Below are 11,391 nucleotides of genomic sequence, written 5' to 3'. Positions count from 1 at the left end.
GACGTGCTCGGCGGGGAAACGGCGGCTGCCGGCAACCGCCAGCCCGGTTCGCCGCGCAGTTACGAACTCAAGCCGCGATTCCCGCAGCGAGCGATTCACTGCCCGAGTGCGTTGTGCCCACGGTGAAGGCATGGGCGCCTGCGCGATGCGCCATGGCGTCCAGGATGCGCGTTGCCATTTCGGGCACCAGCGGGTCCGGCGATTGCCCGGCCAGCGTGGCCATTCCCAGACAGTAGTCAATGCGCGGCCGGAATGGCCGGCAGACAATGCCCATGTCCTGGCACAAGTGCGCAAACAGGCCGTTGACGATGGACACCCCCAGCCCCTGCGCCGCGAAGCGGCAGGCCATTTCGACGGAATGCACCTCGGCGCGGATCTGCGGCATCATCCGCGCCTTGCGGAACACTTGGTCGATCTGCTGGCGCAACGAGCGCTGGCGCCCCAGAAGCACCAGATCGATATCGATCAGATCGGCACAGGACACCGTCTTGAGGTCTTGCAGCGGATGCCCGGCCGGCATGACACAGACCGCCTCGGTGGCGAGTTCAAGCACCATGGCCAGCCCCGAATTGAGCGGCGGCGATCGCACCAGTGCCAGATCGGTCTCGCGGCCGAGGATCGCGACCTCGCCGCTTTCATAGGTTCCGGCCAGCACTTCCAGGGCCACGTCGGGGTGGTCATCGAGGAAGGCCTCCGCCACGCCGGGCATGACCGCTTGCGCCACCGTGCTGGGCACGTGCACCCGCAGCAGCGTGCGACGCTGCCCGCCCAGCCGCAACTGATTCACGTGGCGCTGCAGCGACCCCGCGCCAGAGACCATGCTCTGCACGTCCGGCAACAGAACCTCCGCCTCGTGGGTGGGATGCAGGCGCCCCTTGCGGCGCAGGAAGAGCGGCACGCCCAGATCGTCCTCGAACTGGCTCAACAGGCGGCTGACGGCTGGCTGCGACGTCCCCAGGCGCTGCGCTGCCTCGATGGTCGATCCGGTGTTCATGAAGGCGAGAAACGCTTCGAGCTGTTTGAAATTCATGGCGTCGTCTGGAAAGCACCGCGATGGAAGACCAAGGGTTAACACTCACTTTGTCGCAATTCACATAGCCAAATACCGGCTCTGCATAACGTTGTCCGGCCTGCGGGATCGCAGGATTATTCGCCCTGTTCGGATTCTGGTCATTCACGAATCCCTGACACACATACATGCGAATAGCGCCGGCCACGACCGGCAAGGAGAGCAAGATGCGCGCCATTCCCCGCCACGATCCCGGTCGCCGCGACACGCCATGACCGCGTTCATCATCCGCCGGCTCTGCCAGAGCCTCGTGATCCTGGTGCTGACCTCGCTGATCGTCTTCGCGGGGGTATATGCCATCGGAGATCCGATCGAGATCCTGGTGCCCGCCGATGCGTCGCAGGCCGAAATCGCCCAGGCGGTCCACTCGCTGGGCCTGGATCTTCCGCTGCACCAGCAGTACCTGAAGTTCGTCGGCAACGCGCTGCAGGGCGACCTGGGCCACTCGTTCGTCTTCAACCAGCCGGCGATCCAGCTGATCCTGCAGCGGCTGCCCGCCACCCTGGAACTGGCCTTCGTGGCGCTGCTGCTGGCGCTGCTCGTCGGCCTGCCGCTGGGCCTGGTGGCCGGACTGAAGCCCGATTCCGCGCTGGACCGCGGCATCATGACGGGCTCGATTCTCGGCTTCAGCCTGCCCAATTTCTGGCAGGGCATCATGCTGGTGCTGATCTTCTCCGTCACGCTCGGCTGGCTGCCGTCCACCGGGCGCGGCGCCACGGGCGAGGTTCTGGGCGTGCACACCAGTCTCGCGTCGTGGGACGGCATCCGCCACCTGATCCTGCCGGCGCTCAACCTGGCGCTGTTCAAGATCGCGCTGATCGTGCGCCTGACACGCAGCGGCGTGCGCGAGACCATGCCGCTGGACTACGTGAAATTCGCGCGGGCCAAGGGATTGCGCGAATCGCGCGTGATCTACGTGCACGTGCTCAAGAACATCCTGATCCCGATCGTGACGGTCGTGGGCATGGAGTTCGGCTCGCTCATCGCCTTCGCCACCGTCACCGAGACCATCTTCGCCTGGCCCGGCGTGGGCAAGCTGATCATCGACAGCATCATGAAGCTGGACCGCCCGGTCGTGGTGGCCTACCTGCTGATCGTCGTCGCCATGTTCATCACGCTGAACCTGCTGGTGGACATCCTCTATTCCATCCTGGATCCCCGTGTCCGCGTGGGAGCCTCCGAATGAACTCCCCTGTCTTCAAGAAGCTGCTGCCCAGCCGCGACACCACGTTCGGCCAGGCGGTGCACGGCGTGCTCGACAGCCGCCCCGCCACCCTGGCCGCGGCCATCTTCCTGGTGCTGGTCCTGGCGGCGATCCTCGCGCCCTGGATCGCGCCGCAGAACCCGTACGACCTGGCCGCCATCACCATCCTGGACGGCCGCCTGCCGCCGGGCAGCCAGGGGGTTTACGGCGATATCTACTGGGTCGGCACCGACGCCCAGGGCCGCGACATGCTGTCGGCCATGATGTACGGCCTGCGCACCAGCCTGAGCGTGGGCGTGCTCAGCGGCCTGTTCGCGATGGCCGTGGGCACCGTGCTGGGGCTGACCGCCGCCTACTTCGGCGGCCGTGTCGATGCGCTGATCATGCGGCTGGTCGATCTGATGCTGGGCTTTCCCACCATCCTGGTGGCGCTGATGATGCTGGCCATCCTGGGCCAGGGCGTGGACAAGGTGATCCTCGCGCTGGTGGTCGTGCAGTGGGCCTACTTCGCCCGAGCGGTGCGCGCCACGGCCGTCGTCGAACGCCGCAAGGAGTACATGGAAGCGGCGCTCTGCCTGGGCCTGAGCCACCGGCGCGCGCTCTTCTCCCAACTGCTGCCCAACTGCATTCCGCCCGTGATCGTCATCGCGATGATCCAGACCGCCAACGCCATCGCGGCCGAGGCCACGCTGAGCTTCCTGGGCATCGGCCTGCCCGTCACCGAGCCGTCGCTGGGCCTGCTGATCGCCAACGGCTACCAGCAGATGCTCGCGGGCCTCTACTGGATCAGCGTGTTCCCTGGCGTGCTGCTGCTGGCCGTGGTCTTCACCATGAACATCGTGGGCGATCGCGTGCGCGAGGCGCTCAACCCGCGCCTGCAGAAATAGGAAGCCCCATGACTTCAACCACCACCCCCACGCTTTCCGTGCGCAACCTGCGCACCTGGTTCCACACGCGCGCCGGCCTGGTGCGCGCCGTGGACGATGTGAGCTTCGACGTGCATCCCGGGGAAATCCTCGGCCTGGTCGGCGAATCGGGCTCGGGCAAATCCATCACCGGCTTTTCCATCCTGGGCCTGATCGACCCGCCAGGCCGCATCGACGGCGGCCAGATCCTGTTCAAGGGGACCGACTTGGCGACCTTGTCCCGGGAAGAACTCCGGCAGTTGCGTGGCAACCGCATCGCCATGATTTTCCAGGACCCGATGATGACCTTGAACCCGGTCTTCCGCATCGAGAGCCAGATGGTCGAGACCGTGCTCAGCCATGAGCGCTGCAGCCGCAAAGCGGCCTGGGACCGCGCGCGCGACACGCTGGCCGCCGTGGGCATCCCGTCGCCCGCCGAACGCATGAAGGCCTATCCGCACCAGCTCTCCGGCGGCATGCGCCAGCGGGTGGCGATCGCCATCGCCATGCTGCACAAGCCCGACCTGATCATCGCCGACGAGCCCACGACCGCACTGGACGTGACGATCCAGGCCCAGATCCTGGCCGAGATGCAGAAGCTGTGCGCCGAGACCGGAACCGCCATGGTGTGGGTCAGCCACGACCTGGCGGTGGTCGCCGGCCTGGCGGATCGCGTCTGCGTCATGTATGCCGGACGCGTCGTCGAATCCGGCGGCACCGACGACATCCTGGACCGCCCGCGCCATCCCTACACCATCGGCCTGATCGGCTCGGTGCCCAGCAACGATCGCGCCGGCGACCGGCTCTACCAGATTCCCGGCATGGCGCCCTCGCCGCTCGCGCTGCCGCCAGGCTGCGCCTTCAACCCGCGTTGCGGACACGCCTCGGAGCGTTGCCGCGCGGAGCAGCCCCCCCTCGACACGGGCGGCGGCCGCAGCTACCGCTGCTTCCATCCCCAGACAGGAGCCCTTCTGTGAACACGCCGATCCTGATGCAGGCCCACCAGGTGTCGCGCCTGTTCGTCAAGCGACCCGACTACGCCGAACGCCTGGCCGGCCTGCTGGGCGCCAAGGTCGCCGCCCATACCGTGCATGCCGTGGACCGCATCGACCTGACCATCCACCAGGGCGAGGTCGTGGGTCTGGTGGGCGAGTCCGGCTGCGGCAAATCCACGCTGGGCCGGGTGCTGGCCGGCATCCTGCCTGCCACCTCGGGCACCATCCAGACGCCGGCCGGCGAACTCGCCAGCCTCGCGGGCCGCGCCGCGCACGCGCAGCGCATGGCCACGCAGATGATCTTCCAGGACCCGATGTCGTCGCTCAATCCGCGCAAGCGGGTGCGCGACATCATCGGCGAGGCACCGGTGGCCCACGGCATCGTCGCCCGGCGCGACTGCGACGACTATGTGGTCGAGGTGATGCAGCGCGTGGGGCTCAACCCCGACTTCCGCAATCGCTTCCCGCACCAGTTCTCGGGCGGCCAGCGCCAGCGCGTGGGCATCGGCCGGGCCCTGGCCGTCAAGCCGCAGTTCCTGATCTGCGACGAATCGATCGCGGCGCTGGACGTCTCCATCCAGGCCCAGATCCTGAATCTGTTCATGGACCTGCGCCAGGACCTGGGGCTGACCTACCTGTTCATCAGCCACGACCTGGGTGTGGTGCAACGCATCAGCGACCGCACGGTGATCATGTACCTGGGCCGCATCGTCGAGTCCGGCCCCACCGACGAGGTCTTCGAGGCACCCCGCCACCCCTACACGCAGGCGCTGCTGGATGAGGTCCCACGCCTGTCCAACCGCAAGCGGCGCTTCCATGCGATCCAGGGCGAAATCCCCTCGCCACTGAACCCGCCCGCAGGCTGCCATTTCCACCCGCGCTGCCCCCACGCCATGGCGCGGTGCAAGACCGAGCAGCCGCTGCTGCGCGCGGTCGGCGGCGGCCAGCACGCCGCGTGCCACCTGCTGGACAACGCGCCATCCGGCGCGAACCCATGAGCCCTGCCATCATGAAGCCCACCCCTCCCCTGATCCGCGGCGCGCTGCACGCCGCCCTGGCGCTGGCGCTGCTGGCCTCGACGGCCGCCTTCGCGCGGCCGCTGCTGACCATCGGCCATTCGAGCGAGCCCTCGTCGATGGACCCGCTGTTCTCCCGCACCGGCAACAACCAGGCCGCCGCCGAGAACATCTTCGAGCGCCTGGTCTCCAGCGACGAGAACATGCAGTTGCGCCCGGGCCTGGCGATCTCCTGGCGCGTGCTGGAGCCCACGCTCTGGGAGATCCGGCTGCGGCCGGGCGTGCAGTTCCATGACGGCACGCGGTTCACCGCCGACGACGTGGTGTTCTCTCTGGACCGCGCGCCCAAGGTGCCCAACAGCCCGGCGCCGTTCACCGGCGCCGTGCGCACCATCGCCAGCATCCAGGTCGTGGACCCGCTGACCTTGCGCATTCGCACCAAGGAGCCCACGCCAGACCTGATGGAGCAGATCGGGCTGGTCTACATCGTGTCGCGCCATGCAGCGCAGGGGAAACGCTCGGAAGACTTCAACTCGGGCGCGGCGACCGTCGGCACCGGCCCCTACCGATTCAAGCGCTGGCAGCCCGGCGACAGCCTGGAGCTGGAGCGCAACGAGCACTACTGGGGTGCCCGGCCGGACTTCGACCGCGTGCTGATCCGCTATATCTCAAACGACGCGGCGCGCATCTCGGCACTGCTGTCCGGCTCCGTCGATCTGATCGACAGCGTGCCCCCCACCGACACGAAGAGCCTGAAGGGCAAGCGGGGCTTCACGCTGTTCAGCACGGCATCGGCGCGACTGATCTACCTGGCGCTGGATTCGGCACGCGATGTCAGCCCGTTCGTCACCGACGCCCAAGGCCGGCCCCTGCAGGTCAACCCCTTGAAGGATGTGCGCGTGCGCCAGGCCATCTCGAAGATGTTCATGCGCGAGCCGATCACCGCGCGCCTGCTCAGCGGCGCGGGCGTGCCCGCCGGACAGATGGTCCCCGAAGGGCTGGGCGGCTACACACCGACGCTCCCGCCCCCCGCCTACGACCTTGCCGGCGCGCGCGCGCTGCTGGCCGAGGCCGGCTACCCCCAAGGCTTCGGGCTGACCATCCATTCGTCTAACGACCGCTTTGCGGGCGACAGCGACCTGGCGCAAGCCCTGGCGCAGATGATGGCGCGTGCCGGGCTGCGCATCAACGGCGTGGTGACCCAGCCCTACAACGTCTACGCGGGCGCCAGCGGCAAGCAGCAATACAGCGCCTTCATCTTCTCCTACGGCAACACCACGGGGGACTCGACCAACGGCCTGACCAACGTGCTGGCCACCTACGACAAGACCGCGGGGACCGGCGCCTTCAACCGCTCGCGCTACTCCAACCCGGCCCTCGACCGCCTGCTGGCGCAGGCCGCCGTGGAGTTCAACCCCGCACGCCGAGACGCGCTGCTGCGCCAGGCCGCGGAGGCCGGGTTCAACGACGCCGGCATCGTGCCGCTGTATTTCCCGGTGGTCTTCTGGGCCGCGCGCGACGGCACGACCATCCGCGCCAACAAGCTCGAACGCACCTCCATGCTGTACATCCAGGAAACGAAATGACCCAGCCCGATGCCACGACTTCCCCGTCACGCACGGCCTTCGTGCTGCAGGACCAGATGGTGCGCATGCGCGACGGCGTGCGCCTGGCCACCGACGTGCACCTGCCGGCCGGCTACCGGCCGGGCCGCGACGCGCCGCTGCCGGTCATCCTGGAGCGCACGCCCTATGACAAGTCCGGCGTCTCGCGCGCCGAGCAGATCGGCGACCGGATCGGCGTTCCCCGCCCGGACGTGGCCCGCTATTTCGTGGACCACGGATTCGCCGTGGTGTACCAGGATTGCCGCGGCCGCTACGGCTCGGAGGGCCACTTCACCAAATACCTCGCCGAGGGGCCGGACGGCTTCGACACGCTCGCCTGGATCCTGGCGCAGCCCTGGTGCAACGGCAAGGTCGGCACCATGGGGCTGTCGTATGCCGCGCACACGCAGATGGCGCTGGCCTGCATGAGCCCTCCGGGACTGGCGTGCATGGTGCTGGACTCGGGCGGTTTTTCCAACGGCTACCAGTGCGGCATCCGGCAATCCGGCGCCTTCGAGCTCAAGCAGGCCACCTGGGCGTTCAAGCAGGCCAAGCTCAGCCCGGCCGCGCAGCAGGATCCGGTGACGCTGGCCGCGCTGGAGGCGCAGGACATCCGCCAATGGTTCTCGCGCATGCCGTGGCGGCCCGGCCATTCGCCGCTGTCCGCCGTGCCGGAGTACGAGGACTACCTGTTCGGGCAGTGGCGCGCGGACACCTTCGATGCTTCGTGGCGCCAGTTGGGCATTTATGCCGAGGGCTATTACGACGCCATCCCCGACATTCCGGTGGTGCTCATGTCGAGCTGGTACGACGCCTACGTACGCACCACCCTGGAGAACCATGCGGGCCTGACCGGCGGCCGGCAATCGCCGGTGCGCCTGGTCCTTGGGCCGTGGCTGCACGGCGACCGCAACACCACCCACAGCGGCGATGCGGAGTTCGGCCCCCGCGCCGCGTTCGACGGCAATATCGCTGCCCATTGGCTGGGCTTCCGGCTGGCATGGTTCCAGCGCTGGCTGCAAGGACGCGACCCGGGCATCGCGGCCGATCCGGCGGCGCGGCTGTTCCTGATGGGCGGCGGCAGCGGCCGGCGCGATGCCCAAGGCCGTTTCGACCACGGCGGTGCCTGGATACAGGCCGATGCCTGGCCCGTGCCGCAAGCGCAGCCCACCGCCTACTACCTGCATGCCGACGGCAGCCTGGACCACGCCGTGCCCACCGCCGAGGGCGCGCGGATCCGCTATCAGTCCGACCCGCACCGCCCCGTTCCCACCATCGGCGGCTCGCTGACGTCGGGCCAGCCCGTGTTCGCGGGCGGCGGCTTCGATCAGCGCGAAGACCCGCGCTTCTTCGGCGTGCAGCAGCCCGGCCTGCCGCTGGCCTCGCGCGATGACGTCGTGGTGTTCCAGACCCCGCCGCTCGAACAGGACCTCGCCGTCGTCGGCCCGGTGACCGTCAGGCTGTTCATCTCCTCCGACTGCCCCGACACCGACTTCACCGCGAAGCTGATCGACGTCTATCCCGCCAGCGCCGACTACCCCGAGGGCTACGCCCTGAACCTGACGGACGGCATCTTCCGCTGCCGCTTCCATGCGTCCTGGGAAAAGGCCAGCCTGCTCGAAGCGCACAAGGTCTATGCGATCACCATCGAACCATTTGCCACCTGCAACCTGTTCAAGCGGGGCCACCGCATCCGGCTCGATATCGCGAGCAGCAACTTCCCGAAGTACGACGTCAACCCCAACAGCGGCGAATCCGCCGCCGATGCGCGCGAGAAGCGCGTGGCGTTGAACACCCTGCACCTGTCGCCGGAACACCCCTCCAGCGTCACGCTGTGCGTGGCTGAACCCCAGGCCCTGCGGCCGCTGCCCGCTGCCATGGCCAGCGGCTGACCCACCAGGTCTTCCCCTCTCCACGGCCCACCGCCTGCGCGCAATCCGCAGGCGGAAGGGATCGCTTTTGTCCATCGCTTTGCACCCCCTGGAGGAACGCCTTGTGAAAAGTCCCTTGAGAAGCCACCGCCGCCACGGAACCGCTCCGGCGCTCTTCTGCCCGGGCCTGCGCCGGGCCCCCGCGCCCGGCACGCCCGTGGGGCGCGGGCCTTCGAGCGCCAGCACCGCAGATCCCACATGAGCCATCGAAGCGGCCACCAGTCTGGCTCGCGCTGGAGGCTGCGCTGCTGGGGAGACCCGGGTAGCGGCTACGTCAGCGATGCCGATTCCACATCATCAGGAGTGAGGCGCTATGAAACGGTATTCGGCGTGTGTAATAACTTTTGCGGCCTGCGCAGCCGTGCCCATGACGGTCGCGGCGCAATCGTCGGTGACGATCTACGGACGGATCGACACCAGCATCGACCGCGTCAAGACCGGGTCGGTCTCTTCGACGCAGATGACCGGCAACGCCTCCCGGCTGGGGTTTCGCGGCGTAGAGGATCTCGGCGACGGACTCAAGGTGCAGTTCGGCCTTGAGATGGGCGTCTCCTCGGACACGGGCGGCCTCTCCACCCCCGCCTTCCGGAACTCCTACGTGGGCCTGGCCGGGGGCTTCGGCGCGGTCGCCATCGGCCGCCTTGACTCGGCCACGCCGACCCGGACACCGCTGTACGCCCTCGTCACGCGGCATACGGAATTCGTCATCCACGATGCCGGCGCGACGGCTGTGGGCACGTCGATCCTGAACGCACGAACGCGCGAATCGAACGCGGTGGGGTACGCGAGCCCCATCGTCAACAACTTCGTCTTCCGCGCGGGCTACTACCTCAACGGCGACGGCATCACGGAGGCCGCCAACACGCCCGTGCGTTTCGAGAGCGACTACAAGCAGGCCGATGTGTCGCTCAGCTACGGGGAAGGCAGCGGCCCCCTGGGACTCGGCGTGGGCTATGGGCAGAACAAGAAGCGGGGCGGTGCCCTGGTCAACGACGTCAAGGACAAGTGGATGGCCGTCGCCTCCTACGACTTCGGCGCTGTCCGTGCATGGGCGCTCTTCAACCGGGACAACACGCAGGGCGGCCCGACATCGCGCAGCAAGACGGACGTCCATTACGTCGGCGCGTCCTGGGACCTGGGGAACGGGAAAGTCGTGGGCAACTACATGACCAAAGATGTCCAGACGAACCGCGATGCCAAGCTCAGGCGATTCCAGGTGGGCTACCTCTACAACCTGAGCAAGCGCACCAACGTATACGTCTTCCTGGACCGCAGCGACCCGAACAACCGCGTTGCCAATGACGTGGTGCGTGCGGCCGGGGTTGGCATACAGCACAACTTCTAAAGGCGGCATCTCTCGACCGGGAAAGCCCGCCCGTGCGGGCATTCCCCACCAGCCCCCACAACGACACCCCACGTCCCCATGAGATATGAAATGCGACTGAAATGCGCTCTCTTGGCAGGGCTCTGGCTCATGGCTGCGGCACAGGGCCGCGCAGCGCCGGGCGAGATGGTGGTTGCAGGCGTCGGCCAGTTCAAGGACGCGGCCTCCACTGCGAACCAGATCCGGGCCGGAGTGCAGATCTATTTCGATGCGGTCAACGCGCAGGGGGGCGTCCAGGGGGCGAAGCTGCGGCTGGTGCTGAAGGACCGGGGGCCGGATGCCATCGACTCGGTCCACAAGACCCGCGAGGTCATCGCGGAACATCGGCCGATCGCCCTGGTGGGCATCAGCGGCACGGGCCCCCTGGAGGCGATCGCGAAAGCGAACGTCCTGGGCGAGGCCAGCATACCGCTCGTGGGGGCGCGCACGGGGGCCGTGTCACTGCACCAGCCTGTCAATCCGTGGATATTTCATACGCGGGCCAGCTATGCGCAGGAAGTGAAAAAGATCTGCGCCCACCTCGGCACCGTCGGTCGGAGATCGGTGGCGGTCTTCCATGAGAACAGTGCGTTTGGCGCAGAAGGCCTGGCCCAGGCCCAGGCGGAAATCAAGGCCCTCGGACTGCGTCTGGCCGGCACGGCGGCATACGAGTACGGCACGTCCCATGTGAAAGACGCGGTCGCCGTGCTCTCCAGGGCAACGCCTGACGCGGTCATCGCCGTGGCCACCAGCGAGGCCACCGCGGAGTTCTATCGGCAAATGCGGGCGGCGGGCAGTTCCGCTTTCATCATTGCGCTGTCGGTGGCCGATGGTGCGGCGGTCGTCCAGCGCATCGGCGCCAAAGCGGCGCACGGCCTCGGGATCACGCAGGTGGCACCAGACCCCGCAAGCAAGACCTCCCTGCTGGTGCACGAATTGCAGGACGACCACCGACGCTTCGGCGCGCCCGGGTCGGTGTTGAACATCGACGTCGTGGAGGGATACATCGCTGCGCATGTGCTGGTGGAAGGGCTTCGCCGGGCGGGCGCGAACCCCACTCCGATCCGGCTCAAGGCAGCGCTGGAGTCCCTCCAGGACTACCGCCCCGGCGGGTTCGCCGTCTCGTTCTCACCCACCAGCCACTCGGGCTCCAAGTATGTGGACATCGCAGTGGTCGGGCCGGCAGGAAAGCTGCTGCGCTAGCGCGCGAGAAGCAAGGCACCGGTGGACTCGATGTCTTCTTGCTTCTTGAGGGCAGCGCTGCCCAAACCCAGTGAATCGATCGCAGGGCACTGCGATCGTCG

9 protein-coding genes are annotated in these 11,391 nt (G+C 67.7%); 8 read left to right on the top strand and 1 reads right to left on the bottom strand.

The features are described from left to right. Positions 1 to 67: 67 nt before the first annotated feature. On the bottom strand, positions 68 to 1,030 hold the full coding sequence (locus AX018_RS04670; RefSeq protein WP_111876147.1) for a LysR family transcriptional regulator: 963 nt from the start codon (positions 1,028 to 1,030) through the stop codon (positions 68 to 70). A 250-nt stretch (positions 1,031 to 1,280) separates the two neighbouring features. On the opposite strand from AX018_RS04670, the gene AX018_RS04665 reads away from it, so the two are divergent. From AX018_RS04665 to AX018_RS04630, 8 genes are all read left to right on the top strand, one after another. Next, positions 1,281 to 2,255, top strand: a complete 975-nt coding sequence (locus AX018_RS04665; RefSeq protein ID WP_111876146.1) for an ABC transporter permease — start codon at positions 1,281 to 1,283, stop codon at positions 2,253 to 2,255. Then, on the top strand, positions 2,252 to 3,160 hold the full coding sequence (locus AX018_RS04660) for an ABC transporter permease (protein ID WP_111876145.1): 909 nt from the start codon (positions 2,252 to 2,254) through the stop codon (positions 3,158 to 3,160). Before AX018_RS04665 ends, AX018_RS04660 begins: the two co-directional genes overlap by 4 nt. A gap of 8 nt (positions 3,161 to 3,168) precedes the next feature. Then, on the top strand, positions 3,169 to 4,155 hold the full coding sequence (locus AX018_RS04655; RefSeq protein WP_111876144.1) for an ABC transporter ATP-binding protein: 987 nt from the start codon (positions 3,169 to 3,171) through the stop codon (positions 4,153 to 4,155). After that, positions 4,152 to 5,171, top strand: coding sequence for an ABC transporter ATP-binding protein (locus tag AX018_RS04650; RefSeq protein WP_111876143.1), 1,020 nt, complete (start codon positions 4,152 to 4,154; stop codon positions 5,169 to 5,171). Before AX018_RS04655 ends, AX018_RS04650 begins: the two co-directional genes overlap by 4 nt. After that, on the top strand, positions 5,168 to 6,775 hold the full coding sequence (locus AX018_RS04645) for an ABC transporter substrate-binding protein (RefSeq protein WP_245951429.1): 1,608 nt from the start codon (positions 5,168 to 5,170) through the stop codon (positions 6,773 to 6,775). The genes AX018_RS04650 and AX018_RS04645 overlap by 4 nt, the downstream gene beginning before the upstream one ends. Beyond that, a complete protein-coding gene (locus AX018_RS04640) occupies positions 6,772 to 8,685 on the top strand; it encodes a CocE/NonD family hydrolase (protein WP_111876142.1) in 1,914 nt (637 codons plus the stop codon). Before AX018_RS04645 ends, AX018_RS04640 begins: the two co-directional genes overlap by 4 nt. Positions 8,686 to 9,037: 352 nt before the next feature. After that, positions 9,038 to 10,069 (top strand): porin, encoded by a 1,032-nt coding sequence (locus AX018_RS04635; RefSeq protein ID WP_111876141.1) that lies wholly within the window; start codon positions 9,038 to 9,040, stop codon positions 10,067 to 10,069. A 78-nt stretch (positions 10,070 to 10,147) separates the two neighbouring features. After that, on the top strand, positions 10,148 to 11,290 hold the full coding sequence (locus tag AX018_RS04630; RefSeq protein WP_111876140.1) for an ABC transporter substrate-binding protein: 1,143 nt from the start codon (positions 10,148 to 10,150) through the stop codon (positions 11,288 to 11,290). Positions 11,291 to 11,391: the final 101 nt, after the last annotated feature.

It is taken from the genome of Paracidovorax anthurii (assembly GCF_003269065.1).
Lineage (GTDB): Bacteria > Pseudomonadota > Gammaproteobacteria > Burkholderiales > Burkholderiaceae_C > Paracidovorax > Paracidovorax anthurii.
This window is presented reverse-complemented; position numbering and strand designations above follow the sequence as displayed.

What these genes read in the sequence shown, in the direction of transcription:
- AX018_RS04670 (WP_111876147.1), bottom strand. Translation starts at nt 1,030, where the DNA reads ATGAATTTCAAACAGCTCGAAGCGTTTCTCGCCTTCATGAACACCGGA.
- AX018_RS04655 (WP_111876144.1), top strand. Translation starts at nt 3,169, where the DNA reads ATGACTTCAACCACCACCCCCACGCTTTCCGTGCGCAACCTGCGCACC.
- AX018_RS04660 (WP_111876145.1), top strand. Translation starts at nt 2,252, where the DNA reads ATGAACTCCCCTGTCTTCAAGAAGCTGCTGCCCAGCCGCGACACCACG.
- AX018_RS04645 (WP_245951429.1), top strand. Translation starts at nt 5,168, where the DNA reads ATGAGCCCTGCCATCATGAAGCCCACCCCTCCCCTGATCCGCGGCGCG.
- AX018_RS04630 (WP_111876140.1), top strand. Translation starts at nt 10,148, where the DNA reads ATGAGATATGAAATGCGACTGAAATGCGCTCTCTTGGCAGGGCTCTGG.
- AX018_RS04635 (WP_111876141.1), top strand. Translation starts at nt 9,038, where the DNA reads ATGAAACGGTATTCGGCGTGTGTAATAACTTTTGCGGCCTGCGCAGCC.
- AX018_RS04640 (WP_111876142.1), top strand. Translation starts at nt 6,772, where the DNA reads ATGACCCAGCCCGATGCCACGACTTCCCCGTCACGCACGGCCTTCGTG.
- AX018_RS04665 (WP_111876146.1), top strand. Translation starts at nt 1,281, where the DNA reads ATGACCGCGTTCATCATCCGCCGGCTCTGCCAGAGCCTCGTGATCCTG.